Origin of the sequence: Lactiplantibacillus sp. C232, assembly GCF_023806725.1 — a bacterium.
In the GTDB taxonomy this organism is placed as follows: domain Bacteria; phylum Bacillota; class Bacilli; order Lactobacillales; family Lactobacillaceae; genus Lactiplantibacillus; species Lactiplantibacillus plantarum.
Genome location: NZ_JAMSKZ010000020.1, coordinates 33,097 through 52,403, shown reverse-complemented (window position 1 = coordinate 52,403; position 19,307 = coordinate 33,097). Strand labels below are relative to the sequence as shown.

18 protein-coding genes are annotated in these 19,307 nt (G+C 44.8%); 4 read left to right on the top strand and 14 right to left on the bottom strand.

Features of this window, described 5'->3' with window-relative positions; translation table 11 throughout:
- Positions 1–558: 558 nt before the first annotated feature.
- The gene (locus MZO41_RS14945) at positions 559–732 is read left to right on the top strand and encodes a hypothetical protein (RefSeq protein ID WP_003645418.1); all 174 of its coding nucleotides are present in this window, start codon (positions 559–561) and stop codon (positions 730–732) included.
- 317 nt (positions 733–1,049) lie between these two features.
- On the opposite strand, the gene upp is transcribed toward MZO41_RS14945, so the two are convergent.
- The 6 genes from upp to MZO41_RS14915 form a co-directional block, all read right to left on the bottom strand.
- The gene (upp, locus tag MZO41_RS14940) at positions 1,050–1,679 is read right to left on the bottom strand and encodes a uracil phosphoribosyltransferase (RefSeq protein ID WP_003639227.1); all 630 of its coding nucleotides are present in this window, start codon (positions 1,677–1,679) and stop codon (positions 1,050–1,052) included.
- A 79-nt stretch (positions 1,680–1,758) separates the two neighbouring features.
- Positions 1,759–2,997 (bottom strand): serine hydroxymethyltransferase, encoded by a 1,239-nt coding sequence (gene glyA / locus MZO41_RS14935; protein ID WP_003641436.1) that lies wholly within the window; start codon positions 2,995–2,997, stop codon positions 1,759–1,761.
- Positions 2,998–3,055: 58 nt separating this feature from the next.
- Entirely contained in the window at positions 3,056–4,075 is a 1,020-nt protein-coding gene (locus MZO41_RS14930; RefSeq protein ID WP_003641435.1) for an L-threonylcarbamoyladenylate synthase, read from the bottom strand.
- Between the two features lie 290 nt (positions 4,076–4,365).
- Positions 4,366–5,232, bottom strand: a complete 867-nt coding sequence (prmC, locus tag MZO41_RS14925; protein WP_003641434.1) for a peptide chain release factor N(5)-glutamine methyltransferase — start codon at positions 5,230–5,232, stop codon at positions 4,366–4,368.
- Positions 5,225–6,307: a peptide chain release factor 1 gene (gene prfA / locus MZO41_RS14920; RefSeq protein WP_003641433.1), complete on the bottom strand. Its 1,083-nt coding sequence runs from the start codon at positions 6,305–6,307 to the stop codon at positions 5,225–5,227. The genes prmC and prfA overlap by 8 nt, the downstream gene beginning before the upstream one ends.
- 13 nt (positions 6,308–6,320) lie before the next feature.
- Positions 6,321–6,899, bottom strand: a complete 579-nt coding sequence (locus MZO41_RS14915) for a thymidine kinase (protein ID WP_003644660.1) — start codon at positions 6,897–6,899, stop codon at positions 6,321–6,323.
- Positions 6,900–7,160: 261 nt separating this feature from the next.
- Here MZO41_RS14915 and MZO41_RS14910 point away from each other — a divergent pair, with 261 nt between their 5' ends.
- Together MZO41_RS14910 and MZO41_RS14905 are read left to right on the top strand one after the other, a co-directional pair.
- Positions 7,161–8,507 carry a Mur ligase family protein gene (locus MZO41_RS14910; RefSeq protein WP_003641431.1) on the top strand — a complete coding sequence of 449 codons (1,347 nt, stop codon included), beginning with the start codon at positions 7,161–7,163 and terminating at the stop codon, positions 8,505–8,507.
- Between the two features lie 2 nt (positions 8,508–8,509).
- Positions 8,510–9,232, top strand: a complete 723-nt coding sequence (locus MZO41_RS14905; RefSeq protein ID WP_003641430.1) for a type 1 glutamine amidotransferase — start codon at positions 8,510–8,512, stop codon at positions 9,230–9,232.
- A gap of 259 nt (positions 9,233–9,491) precedes the next feature.
- On the opposite strand, the gene manA is transcribed toward MZO41_RS14905, so the two are convergent.
- From manA to MZO41_RS14885, 4 genes are all read right to left on the bottom strand, one after another.
- Complete coding sequence (gene manA, locus MZO41_RS14900) at positions 9,492–10,457, bottom strand: mannose-6-phosphate isomerase, class I (protein WP_003641428.1); 966 nt, start codon at positions 10,455–10,457, stop codon at positions 9,492–9,494.
- A gap of 76 nt (positions 10,458–10,533) precedes the next feature.
- Positions 10,534–11,553: a serine hydrolase domain-containing protein gene (locus tag MZO41_RS14895; protein ID WP_003644662.1), complete on the bottom strand. Its 1,020-nt coding sequence runs from the start codon at positions 11,551–11,553 to the stop codon at positions 10,534–10,536.
- Positions 11,554–11,723: 170 nt separating this feature from the next.
- Positions 11,724–11,909 carry a hypothetical protein gene (locus MZO41_RS14890; RefSeq protein ID WP_003641426.1) on the bottom strand — a complete coding sequence of 62 codons (186 nt, stop codon included), beginning with the start codon at positions 11,907–11,909 and terminating at the stop codon, positions 11,724–11,726.
- Positions 11,910–12,160: 251 nt separating this feature from the next.
- Positions 12,161–13,189, bottom strand: coding sequence for a branched-chain amino acid aminotransferase (locus MZO41_RS14885; protein ID WP_003641425.1), 1,029 nt, complete (start codon positions 13,187–13,189; stop codon positions 12,161–12,163).
- Positions 13,190–13,320: 131 nt separating this feature from the next.
- Between MZO41_RS14885 and MZO41_RS14880 the strand changes: the two genes are divergently transcribed.
- Complete coding sequence (locus tag MZO41_RS14880) at positions 13,321–13,683, top strand: hypothetical protein (RefSeq protein WP_003641424.1); 363 nt, start codon at positions 13,321–13,323, stop codon at positions 13,681–13,683.
- Positions 13,684–13,891: 208 nt separating this feature from the next.
- Here the strand turns inward: MZO41_RS14880 and MZO41_RS14875 are convergent, their stop codons facing one another.
- The 4 genes from MZO41_RS14875 to MZO41_RS14860 all read right to left on the bottom strand — a co-directional run bounded on the left by MZO41_RS14875 (position 13,892) and on the right by MZO41_RS14860 (position 19,113).
- Positions 13,892–14,863, bottom strand: coding sequence for a hypothetical protein (locus MZO41_RS14875; RefSeq protein WP_003641423.1), 972 nt, complete (start codon positions 14,861–14,863; stop codon positions 13,892–13,894).
- A gap of 14 nt (positions 14,864–14,877) precedes the next feature.
- Complete coding sequence (locus tag MZO41_RS14870; RefSeq protein WP_003641422.1) at positions 14,878–16,767, bottom strand: ABC transporter ATP-binding protein; 1,890 nt, start codon at positions 16,765–16,767, stop codon at positions 14,878–14,880.
- On the bottom strand, positions 16,767–18,497 hold the full coding sequence (locus MZO41_RS14865; RefSeq protein WP_252129702.1) for an ABC transporter ATP-binding protein: 1,731 nt from the start codon (positions 18,495–18,497) through the stop codon (positions 16,767–16,769). The genes MZO41_RS14870 and MZO41_RS14865 overlap by 1 nt, the downstream gene beginning before the upstream one ends.
- A 223-nt stretch (positions 18,498–18,720) precedes the next feature.
- Complete coding sequence (locus MZO41_RS14860; RefSeq protein ID WP_003641420.1) at positions 18,721–19,113, bottom strand: YxeA family protein; 393 nt, start codon at positions 19,111–19,113, stop codon at positions 18,721–18,723.
- Between the last annotated feature and the right edge of the window lie 194 nt (positions 19,114–19,307).

Genomic DNA, 19,307 nt, shown 5'->3' with positions numbered 1-19,307 from the left:
GCGGATCCACCGAGGGTTCAAAGGACTCCAGGACACCTTGGAAGCATCATTTATTTAAGTTAGATACATATTATATGTACGAAGGCATTTCATTTACACAAGATTCTTGACGCTACCTAAAAACGATATTAGTTCAAAACATCATAATATTTGTGACAACATTCCTGAAATAATGTGACTTTCTCACCCAACGTTACCGAATATTCGACCAATACAGCGTAATCGCCATCTAAAACACCCTAATTATCCAGTGTCCCCCAACAGTTAATGTCAATAACTACCTATAATATACGCATTGTACAAATTATTATTTGGCATTAACGGTGATTAAAACGTGCTAATTAGATTGTTGTGCGTCAGCCGGTGTGGGTCCTATTCCGACCTCCAGGGCTGGGTGACAATTGCTGGAACGCAGCCGACATCGATTTGAGCTAACGCATAACCCGCGTCATCTCAAATACGAGTCTTATTCTAAGCCGGAAGCAGACCACTTCCAGCTAAGAATAATTTGGCTACTGAGCATTGTCACCCAGCCCCTCCGGTCGGTAAGCCGCTCAAATGGCTGATGAACGGCCACTTAACTTGGTACAATTTGTCGCTGACTATTTTGACACTGGAACTTTAAACAAAGCGTTAGGTGCATTAGCACTTTGTCAAGAGATTAAATTTTACTACACCAATTCAGGATTAGTGAGCTATCTCAATATCATTTTCAGTCTGCCGGTTGATTGACAAAATTACTGGTTGTAAAAAGCAACGACAAATTCATCAAAAGTTAGGTACATCTTCGTCAGCCATTCGAACACTGTCACGACTGGAAGTCGGCTTAGGACGAACCAGCAAAGCATGTTTACGCCCACTTACACCCGTTTCCAGTGGTCCATAGCTGGCTGCTTTTAATCTTAGAAATTAGCACGTTTTAGTCACGATTCATGACTAATGAACTCACAGAATGCGGATGATTATAGCTAAAGTTGTTAATAATTTTGGAAAACAAAAAGGTAGCCCCCCAGACATTGCCTGGCGGTGCTACCTTTTGTCAATGCAACTTACTTCGTACCAAATAACCGGTCGCCCGCATCGCCCAAACCAGGAACGATGTAGCCATCTTCATTTAAATGGTCATCAAGTGCTGCCGTGTAAACGTCGATGTCTGGATGTGCGTCCCGAAGTGCCTTAACACCCTCAGGCGCCGCAACTAAACACATAAACTTAATATTACTTGCGCCGCGCTTTTTCAACATATCCATCGCCATGATGGCTGAACCACCAGTGGCTAACATTGGATCAACGACAAATAATTGCCGTTGTGAAATATCACTTGGTAATTTAACGAAATATTCGACCGGCTTCAAGGTCTTTTCATCCCGATACATCCCAACGTGCCCAACTTTAGCTGCCGGAATCATGTTTAAGAAACCGTCAACCATCCCTAAGCCAGCCCGTAAGATTGGTACAATGGCGACTTTCTTACCTGCCAACGTTTTTTGCGTTGACTTGGCAATCGGTGTTTCAATCTCAATGTCCTTCAACGGCATATCGCGTGATACTTCGTACGCCATCAACGTTGAAATTTCGTTAACCATTTCCCGGAAGACCTTAGTACCACAGTTCTTTTCCCGAATGATCGTCAATTTATGTTGAATGAGCGGATGATCCAAAACCTCAAACTTACCCATGTTGCTACGCACACTCCTTAGTGATTTCTTTCTATTGTAGCTAATTTAGAGAGAAAAAACCAGACCTGATATAAATTACTTAATCAACATCGATCGGGTGCTTCGCTGTTAAAGCCATTGCTTGCTGTTTAACGTCATCTAGATTTGCTTGATCTGTCGGTGCTTGTAACGCTTGCAAAATCAATTCAGCGACCTTAGTTGCATCAGCTTCGTCAAAACCACGGGTCGTAATCGCAGGTGTTCCCAACCGAATACCAGAGGTCTTGAAAGCCCCTAACGTCTCATTCGGAATCGCTTCTTTGTTGACCGTAATATAAACCGTATCTAACAGATCTTGTACTTGGCGACCGTTCAAACCAGACTTAGTGACATCAATCGTCATTAAATGATTGTCCGTGCCACCAGAAATAACCCGAACCAAGTCAGAGTCATTGAAGACCTTCGCCATTGCCTTGGCATTATCAATGATATGTTGGGCATAAACCTTAAACTCAGGCTGTAAGTCTTCGCCCAAAGCAATCGCTTTACCCGCAATTACGTGATCCAACGGCCCACCCTGATTGCCAGGGAAAACGGCTGAGTTGATCTTCTTGCCATACTTTTCTTTCGCTAAAATCATACCGCCACGGGGCCCCCGTAACGTTTTGTGCGTCGTTGTCGTAACCACATCAGCATATGGCACTGGATTAGGATGTAGCCCGGCCGCAACTAAGCCGGCAATATGAGCCATATCAACCATCAATAAGGCCCCAACTTGATCTGCAATCTCGCGAAACTTCTTGAAATCAATCAATCGACTATAAGCAGAAGCCCCCGCAACGATTAACTTTGGTTGAAAATCTTGTGCTTGTGCAAGAATTGCATCATAGTTTAATTCTTCGGTTTCAGGATCGAGCCCATAACCTTGAAAATCGTAAAGTTTACCAGAGAAGTTCACACTAGATCCATGTGTTAAGTGTCCCCCAGCATCTAGTGACATCCCCATCACCCGGTCACCAGGTTGAATCAGTGCCATATATGCAGCCGCATTGGCTTGGGAACCAGAGTGTGGTTGCACATTAGCATATTCCGCACCAAATAATTTCTTAGCCCGTTCAATTGCTAAGGTTTCCACTTGGTCAATGTATTCGTTACCACCGTAAAAGCGGTGACCCGGATAGCCTTCAGAGTATTTATTGGTCAGCACACTCCCCTGCGCTGCCCGGACGCCCTTTGAAACGATGTTCTCAGAAGCAATCAACTCAATATTATGTTGTTGCCGTGCCTGTTCCTTACTAATCGCAGCCCATACTTCTGGATCTTGTTCCTGGTAATTCATGAATAAATCTCCTCCATTTCGCAAGTGACAACTTTCGGGTTTTCCCGACTTGCAATCATTATACACTAAAATGAGTCTGACCGGCAGATTTATTTAATCGGTTCATGTAGGCAAGCCCAAGTCCTTTATTTTCAAAGGCTTGGCACAGAATATCTTTAATTTCCGTCTCAGTATCAAAGTGCCGCAAGCCCGCGAACAGCTCCCGGCTTGCCGATTGAATATCTTCTCCAAGCGAAAATTGTTCGCAATTAGCCGGAATTTGATTGTTAGTTAAAATATCATCTGTTGCCATAACGCCCATTGGCACATCTTGCTGGGCTGCCCACGCCAGCGCTTCTGGCCAATCTTCCGAACGATCAACGATATAAACTTGTGCGTTTGGCGCATAGTGCTTATATTTCATCCCTGGCGCCTTAGGAACTTCTTTAGCTCCGACATGGTGCAATTCGGTTTGAACTGGCATGCCAATGACCCGTTCGATTGCTTCAGGCGTTACGGCACCGGGCCGTAGAATTGCTGGTTTGTCGGTTGAAAGATCCAAAACTGTAGATTCAACGCCAACCTTCGTCGGACCATCATCCAGAATACCAGCAATTTTACCACGTAGATCATGCAATACGTGTTGCGCCGTCGTCGGACTCGGCTTACCAGATGTATTAGCGGATGGTCCCACGATAGGCGTTCCGGCCGCACGAATCAAAGCCAGGGTTGCCTCATTATCAGGATTACGGAAAGCCGCCGTCTGCAGCCCGCCAGTAACTTCCGGTGCCAACGCATCTGGTTTCAATTTAAAAATCATCGTCAGGGGTCCTGGCCAAAACGCCTTAATCAGCTTCTTGGCTGCTTCCGATAACGGTTGAGCAAACCGCTCAACCGTTTCCACATCAGCAACATGCACGATCAAAGGATTATCACTCGGGCGGCCTTTAGCTAAGTACACTTGCTTAACAGCATCCACATTTGTCGCATCGGCACCTAGCCCATAGACCGTCTCCGTTGGGAATGCCACTAACTGCCCCGCAGTTAACAACGCCGCAGCAGCCGGAATCTCCGCCGGCGTATATACTTTCGTTTCCATAATATATTCAAACCTCTACTTTATTATTAATTCATCGTTACTTTCATATAATATTCTTTATTATTTACATCACGGACTTAATCAATTGCTCATAAATTTACGCCGTACCTCCCAGGTTAAAAACAGCCCGCTTAGGATAAGACTCACATTTGAGATAACGCGGGTTATGCGCGAGCTCAAATCGACGACTGCGTTCACCCACCCCCGAAGGCCGGAATGGGACGCGGATTACAAACAGCAATCTACCTAATCGGCCCGCTTTTATCAGCATTCTCCAGGATAACGCGCAACTATTGCCGAGTCAGAGTCATTGCAACTCGCAGCATCCGATTGTGACCCGCCATGTCTTGTCGCAGCGTCACGGTCGCGTCGGGCATCGACTGCGCGAAAAGCGTCTGCAAGGCCGGTCCCTGATGGTAGCCGAATTCCAAGTATAAGCGACCGGTCGAAGTCAGATGATCGGCAACCGTCGTCGCTAACTGCTCGTAAAGTGCCAACCCATCGTGGTCAGCAAATAAGGCCGTTTGTGGCTCGTGGGCGAGGACGCTGGCGTCCATGACGTCTTTTTCGCTCGCAGCGATGTATGGCGGATTACTGACAATAATATCAAACGGCTGCGCAGATACGCTGGTCAATAGATCACTGTGAACCAGCTTAACATCTAAATGTAGGCGGTCCGCATTGGCTTTGGCAACTTGCAGCGCAGCGGTTGAAATGTCGCTGGCCGTAATCTCCCATGCCGGCCGTTCGTGTTTGATTGCCAATGCAATGGCGCCCGAGCCGGTACCAACGTCTAAGAGTCGAACTGGCGCTGTCGCTGGGACATCCGTCAAAATCCAGTCTACCAATTCTTCTGTTTCGACTCTAGGAATAAGCACTGCTGGATCAACTTGTAACGTGAGTCCATAAAACGGTGCGTCTCCGAGTACGTACTGCACTGGCTCACCAGCAACAACCCGGTCAATCCCCTGCTGATAAGCATGCCAAACAGCACTGGGTAGCGGCTCGCGGTAACGAATGAGTAATTGTGTCTGGTCTAGCCGACTCAAGCCCAATAACAGGAAGCGAGCACTATCAGTCGGCAACTGGGCCGTTTTTAGACAAAAAGAAGCCCACTGCTGGGCTTCAAAATAAGTGGGTTGAGTGGGCTTATTCATTAGTTAAGCGCTCCATTTTTTCAGCTTGATCAGCTAAAACGAGGGCATCAATAACTTCGTCTAACTCGCCGTTCATCACCCGGTCAAGTTTGTTGAGCGTTAACCCAATTCGATGATCCGTCACCCGATTTTGTGGAAAATTGTAAGTCCGAATACGTTCAGAACGGTCACCCGTCCCAACGGCTGATTTACGTTCAGCATCATATTCGTTTTGTTCCCGTGACTGATAGTAGTCGTAGACCCGTGCCCGCAAGATTTCCATCGCTTTGGCCCGGTTTTGCTGTTGCGAACGTTGGTCTTGCATCGAGACCACGATACCGGTTGGTAAGTGGGTCATCCGCACCGCTGAAGACGTCTTGTTGATATGCTGACCACCAGCACCAGATGAACGAAAGACATCGGTCCGAATATCTTTTTGATCAATATCAATGTCAACATCCTGCGCTTCCGGCATAACGCCGACTGTTGCAGTTGAGGTATGAACCCGCCCAGCTGATTCAGTCACTGGCACCCGCTGTACCCGGTGCGCGCCACTCTCATACTTCAGCTTAGAGTAGACCTTGTCACCAGAAATGATCAGAACGATTTCTTTAAAGCCACCAACTTCAGTTTCATTACGATCAGCCACTTCTACTTGCCAGCCTTGACGTTCTGCGTACTTCGAGTACATGTTGAACAGGTCCGCAGCAAACAAACTAGCTTCGTCACCACCAGCAGCACCGTGAATTTCCATGATGATGTTCTTGTCATCGTTAGGGTCTTTAGGCAACATCAATAACGTGATTTCATGTTCCAATTGATCCTTTTCCGCGTTAAGGTTCTTTAAATCATCTTTGACCATCGCGTTCATCTCATCGTCGAGCTTTTCATGAAGCAATTCGTCATTTTCTTCGATCTGACTCGTGACTTCCTTGTAGTGATTATATTTTTCAACCGTTTCACGAATATTACCCATTTCCTTAGATAACTTCATGAAACGTTGAGAATCCGAAATAACTTCCGGATCACTTAATAGTTCACCGAGTTCCTCATACCGATCGGCAACGGCTTGTAACTTATCAAAAAACTTATCCATTCTCAGTTAATCCTCACTTTGTTAATTTCGGCGGGTAAAAATAATGATGACGACAAACTGGGTAGTACGCCTCATTACCCCCGATTTGAACTTGTTCGCCTTCATAAACGGGCTGACCATCGTGGAACCGTAAATTCATAATTGCTTTTTTACGACAGAACCAGCAGATTGTCTTCATTTCTTCGATCTTGTCCGCATATAGCAGTAGGTACTTGCTACCTTCAAACAATTCGTTACGAAAATCATTCTTTAAACCAAACGTCATTACTGGAATCTTTAGCTCATCAACAATGTCAGCCAATTCTAGGACGTGATGCTTTTTCAAAAATTGGGCTTCGTCGATTAAAACGCACGCAGCATCCGGATTCGTTTGTTTAACGATCTCAAAAATATTGGTATCATCAAATACTGGCGTTGCTTCACGTTTAAGGCCAATGCGACTCGCAACATAGCCCACACCATCACGATTATCTAAGCCACTCGTTAAGATAATGACCGACTTATCTTGTTCCTCATAGTTATGGGCAACTTTCAAAATTTCAATGGTTTTACCACTGTTCATCGCGCCATATCGAAAAAATAACTGTGCCAAGCGACTCATTCCCCTTTTTTACACATTTCTAGTCAATTATAGCGGATTTGGCCGTGAATTTCAGCATTCTGTCATTAAAACTAATTAACGAATTGATAATATGCGGTTAAATGGCGGGAGTATCACTTTTCTTTTAGGGACGTTCAGTATAAAATACTTGAGAGTAGGACATTTTGTCCGGTAATTATGATTTTAATACCCGGTAGTTGGTCACACTGATCATTTCCCAGGTAAATCAAGAATTAGGGGTACCGATAACTTATGTCAATTAATAGTACATTAGCCACCTGGACGGGTAAATCCGCATATTGGTTTTTACACACCTTCCGTGGCGGTGGGAGCTCACTCCCCGGCAAGTTAGCGCTGAAGCTCGATCCAACGATTTTAAAGCATCTCGCTAAAAACTACGACGTCATCGTCATCACTGGGACCAACGGTAAAACGTTAACGACCGCCTTGACGGTCAAGGTTTTACGTGAACAGTACCCTGACATTTTAACCAATCCAAGCGGATCCAACATGAAGCAAGGTATCGTCACGACCTTTTTACGGGCACCTAAAGCGCACCAAAAGCCACTCGCAGTTCTAGAAGTCGACGAAGCTAACGTAATCATGGTCACCAAGTACATCACACCAAAAGCCTTTGTCTTCACGAACATTTTCCGTGACCAGATGGATCGATATGGTGAAATCTACACGACATATCAAAAAATCTTAGACGGGGTTGCTTTAGCACCTGAAGCGACAATTATTGCCAACGGTGATTTGCCACTCTTCAATGCCAAACAATTGCCTAATCCGATACTGTATTACGGATTTGACTACCAGCCCGACCATGACCAACAAGCGCCAGCAAATACGGATGGCCTGCTTTGTCCGCGTTGTCAGCATATTTTGCGTTACCATAGTCGAACTTATAGCAATATGGGCAAGTATTATTGTCCCCACTGCGGTTTTGAGCGTCCACAGTTGACATACAAATTAAACGCCCTAACCGCTATGACACCGACTAGCTCAGACTTTGAAATCAACGGTCAGGCCATGCATCTTAATATCGGTGGTCAATACAATATTTATAATGCGCTAGCTGCCTACGCGGTTGGGCGCTTCATGGACGTCACGCCGGCCAAAATCGCGCACGCCCTTAGCGACAACGATGAACAAGTCTTTGGTCGTCAAGAGACCTTTCACGTTGGCGAAAAGGACGTCACGCTGATTCTCGTCAAGAATCCAGTGGGCCTTAACCAAGTCTTGCAAACAATCAGCACCGATGACCGGCCATTCTCATTTGCCGCTCTGCTCAACGCAAACTATGCAGATGGTATTGATACTAGTTGGATCTGGGATGGTAATTTTGAAAAATTACCGGCATTGAATATTCCCGCCTATATTAGTGGCGGTGAACGTTATCGTGATATCACGTTCCGGCTAAAAGTTGCTGGCGTACCGGAAGATCAGTTAACCATTATTCCTGACCTGACCAACATGACGACCGCAATTCAAAAACTACCGACCAAGCAAGTCTACGTCGTCGCAACTTACACCGCGATGTTGCAATTACGAAAACAACTTGCTAGCCAAGGCATTATCGATGGGGGGATGGCTTAACCATGACTTATACACTACACGCCGCACACCTCTACGGCGATCTAATGAACACGTATGGTGATATCGGTAACATTTTAGCAATGCGCTACTATGCTAAAGCAGTGGATGCCGACATCACTGTTGACTTAGTTAGCTTGGATGATCGGTTTGACGAAGAAAAATATGACTTCGCCCTCTTCGGCGGTGGTCAGGATTACGAGCAAACGATTGTTTCCAAGGATTTACAAACGAAAAAAGACGCCTTGACCGCATATATCGAAGCCGGTGGCCCATTATTAGCAATCTGTGGTGGCTTTCAAATGCTGGGCCATTACTACATTGGGGCCCATGGTGAAAAGATCGCGGGTATCGGTGCCTTAGATCATTACACGCTCAGTCAGGATAACAATCGCTTTATTGGTAATATAACCATTGAGAACGCCGAAACCCACCAGACCTACTATGGTTTTGAAAACCACAACGGGATGACCTTCCTGGGCGAAGGTGAACGGCCCCTTGGTCAAGTGCTCCAAGGTAACGGCAATAATGGCAAAGATCAATCTGAGGGCGTTATCTACAAGAACACCTTTGGGTCTTACTTCCATGGTCCAATCCTTGCACGCAATGAAGCCCTCGCTAAACGAATCTTGAAACTGGCCTTACAACGTAAGTACCCTGAAGGCAACTTCGATGCACTGGATCAACTCAACGAAGACCTCACTAAAAACGTTATCGTGAAACCTTAAAACGTATCACTCAAAATCGCCACTGACTTAGTTACCAGCCAGTGACGATTTTTTAGTTTGATCCGTATTAATTGGTTACAATGATAATAGTTTTTGGAAGCCTTCTCATTAGTAAACCCCTTCAAGCTATAATAAATATTTATATACTTTCAGATAGTGATTATTAATAAACTGATACTATCAGTAGATACACAAAAAAAGATTGATATTGGCTTCCAACCAGTATCAATCTTTTTTATCCCATCAAGGGGTTAACTAATTATGCCTTAGCCCCAGGTTCTGAAGCAATAATTTGTAAATCGCCTTTCAATGTCCATTGTTTTACGTCAAATGGCAAGATAAAGTGGACGCCCTTACTCAATGGATAGTCTTGACCGTCAACGACAATGCTACCTTCACCATCAAGTACAGAGACTAACGTATAAGGTGCTGTTCCCCGGTTAAAAGTTGCTTGCCCATTTGTTAGCCGCCATTGCCAAACACCAAAGAATGGTGATTGGACGTATTTGGTCACCGTTGCATCCCCAACCTGGGTAGTCGTGATGTCAAGATCAGGGTCATGATGCGGAACGTTAGTTGTATCAATGGATTGTTGCAAATGCAGCTCGCGCTTCTGACCAGTGGTCTTGTCGACCCGGTCCCAATCATATAGCCGGTAAGTCGTATCAGAACTCTGCTGCGTTTCTAACACCATAATTCCCTTACCAACCGCGTGAATCGTTCCAGATGGGACATAAAGGAAATCGCCGGGCTTAACGGGCACTCGCCGTAATAGCTTATTCCATTCACCGTTGTTGATCCATTCAGCGAGCTGTTCACGGGTCTTCGCATGATGACCATAAATCATCGTTGCACCCGGTTCAGCCGCAATCACGTACCAGCATTCAGTCTTGCCAAGTTCGTGCTCGTGTTCAGCCGCGTACGCATCATCAGGATGCACTTGCACCGACAAATCTTCACTAGCATCCAAGATTTTCGTTAATAGTGGGAAGACATCTCCCTTAGCATCACCGAACACATCACGATGTTCTGCCCATACCCGATCCAGTGTCATGCCAGCGTACGGCCCATTTTCAACGGTCGCCGGACCATGCGGATGAGCTGAAATAGCCCAACATTCACCAGTATGATCACTGGGAATATCATAATTAAAATCATCATGTAATTTGGTACCGCCCCAAATTTTTTCATGGAACACCGGCTTTAAAAAGTATGGCTCACTCATAAGATCTACTCACTCCATTGTTGAATTTAATATCTAAATTTTAGCATAAATGAAAGCGGTTGTGAAACCGAAGTAGCTAATTTGTAACCGTATCCGCCAACCAAGCCGCAATTAACCGGCGACGTGCTGGAAGGAATACCGAATTATTTGCAACTGGATGCACCCGGTTGGATAAGAAAACAAGGCCCCGTTGCCGTTGACGGTCAAGCATCAGGAGCGTACCAGTATAACCAGTATGAAAAATCACCGGCAGTGTCTCATCAGAACGGTGCCAGAGGTTCCAACCAAAGCTCCGGCGTAAGTGTTGATTGGGCGTCCAATCTTGATACAAGCTTGCAATCGTAGCCTGTGATAGCACAGCTGGTACGTCGATTTGGCCGAGCATCAGTTGTGAAAACCGAACAAGGTCTGTCACACTGGCAAATAAACCGGCGGAACCACAGTGTTCACCTAAGACTCTGGCCTTAGGATCATGAACGATCCCCCGTAACAACCCAGTTTTCATGGAATACGTCGTCGGAACGGTTTGCGCTAGTTGAGGTTGAAAACTCGTGTGTGCCAACCCTAATGGCTGCAAGACGCGCTCAGTGATAATTGGCTGAATGGCCGCTCCAAGAATTCGTTCAATGACTTGCCCCATGATGATCAAGCCTAAATCCGTATAAACCACCCGATGATTGCGGTTACGCTCACTGATTGGTAGCTGTTGAATCGCGGCTAATAACGCATCCGCTGACAACGCATTCCGATTTGGAATATAACCACTCAGCCCACTTGTATGGGTCATTAAATTACGAACCGTGATCGTTGTGGACTGTAAAGTCGGTAGGTAGTCATGCACGGGGCGATCAATTTCAAGTTGCCCATTTTGCATCAACTGCATCGCCACGGTTGTCGTTCCCACGACCTTAGTAACCGAGGCCAAATCATACATCGCATCCGGCCATAATGGTTTGATCGTTGGTTTTATTTGAGCGACGCCCACTTGATTCGTGTGCCACTCAGCCCCATCGATCAAGGCATAACTCGCCCCTGGGATCACTTGATCTTGGACCATTTGGTTAATTAGTGCTGCGGTTCTACTAAAAGTTAACATTAATTTATTCATTCTCTCTTATTAGGATCATGATTCAAGTCGGGATTGACTGTGGCTAAACCGCCTTCAAGGTCAGTATCAACCAAGTAACCTGGCAAACTGTCCACGTTTTACCCTGACAATTTCTACGGATACAAACTGACCTGATTGCATCAACGACCTTCCCGAAGCTAGTGCTGACTTCCGAATAACCGCGGTAATGTGACCAACCAATAACTGATTAAAGCGGCCCCGCCAATGACGAGAAGCCATTGATTCGAGACAACCTGATGATTATACAGTAACGTACAGCCCACCAAAATTCCCGTGCTGACCCATTCAACTGTCTGCCAATGTCGATTACTCCACTTTATCATCTTGCCCAACTCCCTTTAATTTTAGCGTTTCTTCAGCAACTTTACATCACAATCAGCAATCTTAACCTAACCGTAACGTCCCCTTAGCCGAATAACTGTCGTTCCAATCATGCGTCTACTGATTAGACAGCATTTCTTACTATTCACAATACCACGTGCATCATGCGCACGCACATAAAAACGACTTTAGTTCCACCCGTATCACGGGTCTTACTAAAGCCGTCTTTTTATTCACACAAACAACACTGTACTTAGTCTAATTCAACTTTCTGGACCCAACCTTCAGGCGCTTCCCGATCGCCAAATTGAATTCCAGTTAATTCATCATATAATTTTTTCGTTACCGGACCAACTTCCGTTTCACTGTAGAACACGTGTAACTTGCCTTGATGTTCCAAGCCACCGATTGGTGAAATAACCGCAGCTGTCCCACAAGCCCCAGCTTCAGCAAACCGGTCTAAATCATCAATGTAGACGTCGCCTTGTTCAGTCTTCATCCCAAATTTATGTTCTGCCAAGTAGAGTAATGAATATTTCGTAACGGAAGGTAGAATTGATGGTGACTTGGGTGTCACAAAAGTGCCATCCTTAGTAATCCCGAAGAAGTTCGCTGAACCTACTTCTTCAATCTTACGATGTTCAACCGGGTCAAGATAAACACAGTCGGAGAAACCGTTGGCATGAGCTTCTTGACCTGGGAATAAGCTAGCCGCATAATTCCCACCAACTTTATAAGCCCCGGTTCCTTTATGGGCCGCACGATCATATTCGGACGTCGTAAAGTTGGTTGGCGTCATCCCGCCTTTGAAATAACTACCAACTGGCATGGCAAAGACCGTGAAGATGTATTCCTGAGCTGGATGAACACCAATGTTACCCCCAACCCCGATCATCAATGGCCGTAAGTATAAAGTCGCACCAGTTCCATACGGTGGCACGTAATCTTGATTAGCCTTAACAACCTGTTTAACAGCGTCCACAAACATGTCTGTCGGCACTTGTGGCATTAATAACCGTTCACAGCTGGTCTGCATTCGGGCTGCATTACGATCTGGCCGGAATAATTGAACACTACCATCTTTAGTGCGGTAAGCTTTTAAGCCTTCAAAGTCTTGTTGACCATAGTGTAATGCTGTTGAGCCTTCACTAATATGTAAAGTTGCATCTCCCGTTAATTCTTTTTTGTACCAAGCACCATCTTTCCAATACGCACGATAACGGTACGGAAGATTCCGATATTCAAACCCCAAGTTGTTCCAGTCTAATTGTACGTCTGCCATATGCTTCGACTTCCTTTATATGTAATTTTCCAAATTAATTAATTTGAATTTAATTAAAAGATTAATGGTTAATTAGAAGTTTGTCAAGGGCCCGTTAAACATTTCCAACGCTTTAAGATTTTTTTGGTATAATGAGTGTAAATTTAGCAAAGGACTGGTTTGTCGTGGCTAGTAATTCAGATTCAATTTATAACGTCATGTTTTATATCACCCATCACCCGACTGAAATTCAGTTTACCCAACCGGAATACACGAATGTCGTTCGGATGGGTGTCCCCGATCATATTAAGGTCGCTAACCCCGAAATTTATTTTCCTGACAACAAGCTATTAGTCAACCGATTTCAGGATGACTTTGTCGCTAAAAACGGCAACTTACTTGACTTCTTCTTCGATTACACAGAGAAAAAGGTCCCTAACTACCATGAAGTATGGGTTTCTTCGGCCCATTTACCAGCCAAACACTTATACTTCTTAGAGTTATCATTTGAGTAATTTAACGCACGTAACCTTTACGATCTATTTGGAATCAAATTTAACAATCAAAAAATCACCACCTGGATTATGTTCATCCAGGTGGTGATTTTTTAATTACTTTACAAGCGTAAAATGCAGCCGACTTAGAACTACGGGTTCGTCCCGTCATAACCTCGAATAGTGAGCTTTACTTGACTAATCAAAGTCCAGTCGCGCTCATAAAACGTTACTTAGTCATAAAGATATACAAGTCAGACGTGGAGACACCAATCGTGAAGCGAACGCCCTTAGAGGTAATCGGATCGATTGTCGTCGTACTACCACTATTATCCTTGGTTTCCTTCTGGAACTGTTTCATAACCTTCTTGGCATTGGCGCCCGTTGTTGTCGTCATCAAAGCAAACGCCGTCCCAAAGTTCTTCTGGCGGGTCTTGTTCTTAAAGGCCTTGGTTGGAACAATCATCGCTGCCCCTAATACGTCACCCTTCTGAACATTTAGCCGGATCTTATAATCCTTAGTTGTTAACACGTTCTTAATGCCATCACTTGGCATCTTCGTCGGTAACAATTGCGACTTGACCTGCTTTTTCGCCGTTGCCATTGCCGCTTCGACCTGCTTCTGAGTCGTTTGCAAACTAGCTGCTTTGGTCTTGAGCTGCGCCGCAGCAGTTTGTTGGGCCTGGAGTGTCTTAGCACCCGTGGCAGCCGCCGTACCGCCAGCCTTGATTTGGGCCTGGGCTTGCTTGACTTTGGCTTGGATCGTTGCTTGTTGCTTTTTAAGGGCTGCACCCTCAGTTTGCAACTTCTTAGCCGCCTGTTGATCAGACTTGCTGAGTTTAGAAGCAATCAAAGCCTGATTGTAAGTCGTCGCCATCTTTTGATAGCCAACTAGCTTCTTGGCGCCCTTTACGTGCACCGTCGTGGTATCCGAACCGGCCTTAATCTTCACCGTTTGGCGGGTCGTCTTGGTCGGAACTTGAATAACAAACGTATGATTACGCACCGTCGCCGTCTTCGTCTGACCACCGTCAAGCTGATAATGAACCTTTTTAACGTTGGATTTTCCTTTGACGGCCGCTACTAACCCGTTCGGCTTGTATGTGGTTTTAGTCGTTGATAAGGTTGTCTTACCACAGCCCGCTAATAAGAACGTTAGCGCACCCGCAGTAACGGCAACCATTGCTGTTTTCCGGAACAATTGACACCCCTCCTTTAGTCGAGACTAATATTGCCAGTAAATTGACTGTTATATAGATCCGCATAGAACCCATTTTGAGCCATCAACTGTTCATGCGTCCCAGTTTCAACCACTGACCCATGGTTCATCACAATAATGTTGTCCGCACCCTGAATCGTTGATAACCGGTGCGCAACCACAAAACTGGTCCGGTTCTTCAGGAGTCGTTCCATGGCATGCTGAATATGCACTTCAGTCCGCGTATCAACCGAACTCGTTGCTTCATCCAAAATCAGAATTTCTGGATTAGCCACAAACGCCCGGGCAATCGTCAATAATTGGCGTTGTCCCTGTGAAATATTTGAAGCTTCTTCGTTCAGAACCGTCTGATAACCATCTGGCAATTTGCGAACAAAGCTATCAACATGGGCCGCTTTAGCCGCAGCATAAATCTCTTCATCTGACGCATCTTCACGGCCGTACTTCAAGTTGTCAAAAATCGTCCCAGTAAAGAGCCAGGTATCTTGAAGCACCATCGCAAAGTGTGACCGCAAGTCTTCACGATCCAGGTCCCGTGTATCGGTCCCTTTCAATTTAATAGAACCACCTTTGATGTCATAAAAACGTTCCAACAAATTAATGATGGTCGTCTTACCAGCACCAGTTGGCCCAACGATGGCCACTTGTTGCCCACGTTTAACGTCCAGATTATAATCCTTCATTAACAGGTCGTTATCCGCATAACCAAATTGAACGTGTTGCAGACTAATCAAGTTATCACTATCTGGTTCGGCTGGTAAGTTGGATTTCGTCTGTTTCATTTCTTCTTCATCAAGCACTTCAAAGACCCGTTCAGCGGAAGCCACGGTCGATTGAATCGTGTTCAACAAGTTCGCCATTTGTGAAATCGGTTGTGAAAATTGTTGCGTGTATTGTAAGAACGCTTGAATGTTACCTAACGAAACGTTCCCGTTAGCCACATCAATCCCACCAATGATGGCAACAAAGACGTAGCCAATATTATTTAAGAACATCATCAGTGGCATGATAATACCTGAAATAAATTGCGCTTTCCAGGCTGATTGATAATAATTATTGTTTTGGATTTCAAAATCATCGATGGCATCTTGTTCCTTGTTAAAGCTCTTGATGACCACGTGTCCAGCATAGTTTTCTTCAACTTGGTTATTCAACAACCCCAAGCTCTTTTGCTGTGTTCCGAAGAATTTCTGTGATTTCGGCGCAATCACACCAACCACCACGACACTCAGTGGAATGGTAACGAGTGCAATCAAGGTCAGCTTCCAACTAATCGTCAGCATCATCCATAAGGTTCCAACAAAGGTGACGGTACTTGTCACCGCTTGGGTTAGGTTTTGCTGCAACGTGTTGGCAATATTATCCATATCATTGACGGCCCGACTCATAATGTCCCCATTCGAATGGGTATCATAATATGAAATCGGCACCTTTTGCATCTTACCCTTAAATGAACGCCGCAACTTATACACGGTCCGTTGGGAAATCCGCGTCATAATGTACTGTTGAATAAAGTTGAACAGTGCTGAGGCCAAGTACATGATCAAAACGATCATAATAATCTGACCGATTTTTTCAAAGTTGATTGGGTAACCGGATTGACTGATACCAGCCTTCTGTTGCGCGGCCCCCTTCATAATTCCCTTATAAAGTTCGGTCGTTGCTTTACCTAAAATCTTAGGTGTTCGAATCTGGAAAATCACGGAAGCAATGGCAAAAATCATGACCACTGCCAAACCGACCCACCGGTCTGACATGTAGCGCATCAATCGAATCGCCGTTTTCCAAAAACTCTTAGGCTTTTCAACTAGTCCAGCATGACCACCGGGGCCATGACCGCCAGCAGGACGTGCAGGCTTAGTAGAACTCGTATTCTTTTCGCTCATTACAGCTGATCCTCCTCTCGTAATTGTGACTTCATAATTTCTTGATAAACTTCATTATTAGCTTTCAATTCAGTGTGGGTCCCCTTGCCGACTAACTTACCGTTATCTAGGACCAAGATCAGATCAGCATCCGCCACCGTCGCAATTCGTTGCGCCACGATAACTACGACACTCTGTTGAATCTGTTTATCCTGGCGTAATTCAGCCCGTAATTGAGCATCAGTCTTGAAGTCCAATGCGGAGAAAGAATCATCAAATACATAAGCGGAAGCCTGTTTGACAAGTGCACGAGCAATTGCTAATCGTTGCCGTTGACCACCAGAGAAGTTACCCCCACCTTGTTCAACGTGTGCATCCAGGCCGCCTTCTTCTTTAACGAAGTCAGTTGAACGAGCAATTTCTAACGCATGCCAGATTTCATCATCGGTCGCGTGTTCGTTACCGAATTGCATATTTTCACGAATCGTCCCCGTGAATAAAGTAGCAGTTTGCGGGACAAACGAAACGGCTTGATGTAAATCAGCTAACTTCAACTGCCGAACATCTTTCCCATCTAATTTGACCGCCCCACTCTCAATATCATAGAATCGAGGGATTAAATTAACGAGCGTGGTCTTCCCAGAACCGGTCCCACCAATAATGGCAACGGTCTGTCCAGAATGGGCTTTAAAGTCAATATCTGCCAGCGCTAATTGCTCCGCACTTTGATACCGATAGTTGACATGATCAAATTCTAAGCTGTGTTCAGTCGTCGCTGGTAACGTTGCTGCCTTGTCAGGGTCAGTAATTTTAGGTTCAATACTCAAGACTTCTTGAATCCGGGAAGCGGAAGCGGCCGCCCGTGGGATGAACGCAAATACCATGGCAAGCATCATGAAACTCATCAATACTTGCATGGCATAAGTCATAAACGCAATCATGTTCCCAACTTGCATTGTTTGACTACTAATCAATTGGCCACCAAACCAGACAATTGCCACATTAGTCCCACTCATAATCAAAGTCATTACCGGATAAGCCAAGGCCACAATCGTATTAACCTTAATCGCATTGTGCGTGTAATCTTGGTTAGCGTCTTCAAAACGGTCCTGTTCAAATTTATCTTGACGGAATGCTCGAATAACACGTACTCCCGTTAAGCCTTCACGAAAAACAAGGTTGATGCGGTCAGTCTTAGTTTGCATCGCCCGAAACAACGGTATTGCAAACGCCATGATCAAACCAATAAAAATCAATAGTACCGGAATAGAAACCACGAAGATCCAAGTTAATTCATGACTCTTGGTATACGCTAAAAAGCTTGCACCAATCAGCATGATTGGCGCCATAATCATCATTCGTAACGCCATCATGGCCACGTTTTGAATCTGGACGACGTCATTGGTCGTTCGAGTGATTAGTGAAGACGTCTCAACTTTATCAAATTCATCATTTGAAAAGTTGATGACCTTCTTATAAATATCCGACCGTAAATTCTTCCCTAATTGTTGTGATGACCGCGCCGCCAAAAAGACGTTGCCAAACGCTGCGACGACTGATAACAATGAAAAACCAATCATTTCAAATCCGATTTTCCAGATATAACTAATGTCACCAGTAGCCACCCCGTTATTCACAATATTAGATGTCAAACTAGGCAGATTTAAGGTCGCAATCACTTGCACGATCATAAATAAGACCGCACCGATTACCGCGGGATACGAAATCCGACCCTTTGCTATTTTAAGCATTTGCACGCTCCCCTTCATTCATTATTACATAATAATGCAGTATCTTAATCTAACTAAAAATGGTCCTTTTGTCAACCATCTTTACAAGTCTCACGTAAAATATTGTAACGCACTCATCGCAGTTTAGCACTCAAAAGGATTTAAGAATTTATTAAGCTCGCCTTCGTAATAACACAAAAAAAGTGCTGCGTCACTAATCGCTGACACGGCACTATGCCTAAATTTAAGCCAATACTTCTTGTATATTTTGAGGTACCTGATTTGTCGCAACGGCCTCCCATGAATTCACGTTTTGTCCCTTCGTCTCAATCTTTAAATAGTGTCGTTGCTTTAGCCGGTGATCTGCGGTAAATGTCAACCAGCGTTGCTTACCTTGCGCATCGCTGGTCAGCATTCGATAGGTATAGATATCTTCGCCCATCTGACCAGTCGAGTGGCCGATTGCCTGATTAGTCCGACCATAGACCGTTTGTACCTTAACAAATGGGTTTAAGTTATCCACCGCCATTGCCAGCTCACTCCCCTGATTCTTCGTCATCGTCGGTACAATTAACAATGTACCTACACTAATCATCATAATAATCGCCGCCAACCAAATAGCCCTTTTTTTATTCATAAATACTATCCCCCGAATTAATTATTTTATTAATCGTATCGGAGTAAAGCTCCTCTGGCTACCCTAACTAGGCTTTCTTAATCAGTTTAAACGATTACTAATCAAATTCGATTTTCCTTAAACATTAAGGAAATTATTTTAACAATAATTCAATAATTATCGCGCTTTGCATGCTATTCTATTAGAATAGGAAG

Bases quoted from the DNA above. Each gene is read 5' to 3' on its own strand.
- MZO41_RS14890 (WP_003641426.1), bottom strand. From the start codon at position 11,909: ATGATAAAGTGGAGTAATCGACATTGGCAGACAGTTGAATGGGTCAGC.
- MZO41_RS14885 (WP_003641425.1), bottom strand. From the start codon at position 13,189: ATGGCAGACGTACAATTAGACTGGAACAACTTGGGGTTTGAATATCGG.
- MZO41_RS14870 (WP_003641422.1), bottom strand. From the start codon at position 16,767: ATGAGCGAAAAGAATACGAGTTCTACTAAGCCTGCACGTCCTGCTGGC.
- MZO41_RS14865 (WP_252129702.1), bottom strand. From the start codon at position 18,497: ATGCTTAAAATAGCAAAGGGTCGGATTTCGTATCCCGCGGTAATCGGT.
- prmC (WP_003641434.1), bottom strand. From the start codon at position 5,232: ATGAATAAGCCCACTCAACCCACTTATTTTGAAGCCCAGCAGTGGGCT.
- MZO41_RS14905 (WP_003641430.1), top strand. From the start codon at position 8,510: ATGACTTATACACTACACGCCGCACACCTCTACGGCGATCTAATGAAC.
- MZO41_RS14930 (WP_003641435.1), bottom strand. From the start codon at position 4,075: ATGGAAACGAAAGTATATACGCCGGCGGAGATTCCGGCTGCTGCGGCG.
- prfA (WP_003641433.1), bottom strand. From the start codon at position 6,307: ATGGATAAGTTTTTTGATAAGTTACAAGCCGTTGCCGATCGGTATGAG.
- MZO41_RS14860 (WP_003641420.1), bottom strand. From the start codon at position 19,113: ATGAATAAAAAAAGGGCTATTTGGTTGGCGGCGATTATTATGATGATT.
- glyA (WP_003641436.1), bottom strand. From the start codon at position 2,997: ATGAATTACCAGGAACAAGATCCAGAAGTATGGGCTGCGATTAGTAAG.
- MZO41_RS14945 (WP_003645418.1), top strand. From the start codon at position 559: ATGGCTGATGAACGGCCACTTAACTTGGTACAATTTGTCGCTGACTAT.
- MZO41_RS14880 (WP_003641424.1), top strand. From the start codon at position 13,321: ATGAGTGTAAATTTAGCAAAGGACTGGTTTGTCGTGGCTAGTAATTCA.
- MZO41_RS14895 (WP_003644662.1), bottom strand. From the start codon at position 11,553: ATGTTAACTTTTAGTAGAACCGCAGCACTAATTAACCAAATGGTCCAA.
- upp (WP_003639227.1), bottom strand. From the start codon at position 1,679: ATGGGTAAGTTTGAGGTTTTGGATCATCCGCTCATTCAACATAAATTG.
- manA (WP_003641428.1), bottom strand. From the start codon at position 10,457: ATGAGTGAGCCATACTTTTTAAAGCCGGTGTTCCATGAAAAAATTTGG.
- MZO41_RS14910 (WP_003641431.1), top strand. From the start codon at position 7,161: ATGTCAATTAATAGTACATTAGCCACCTGGACGGGTAAATCCGCATAT.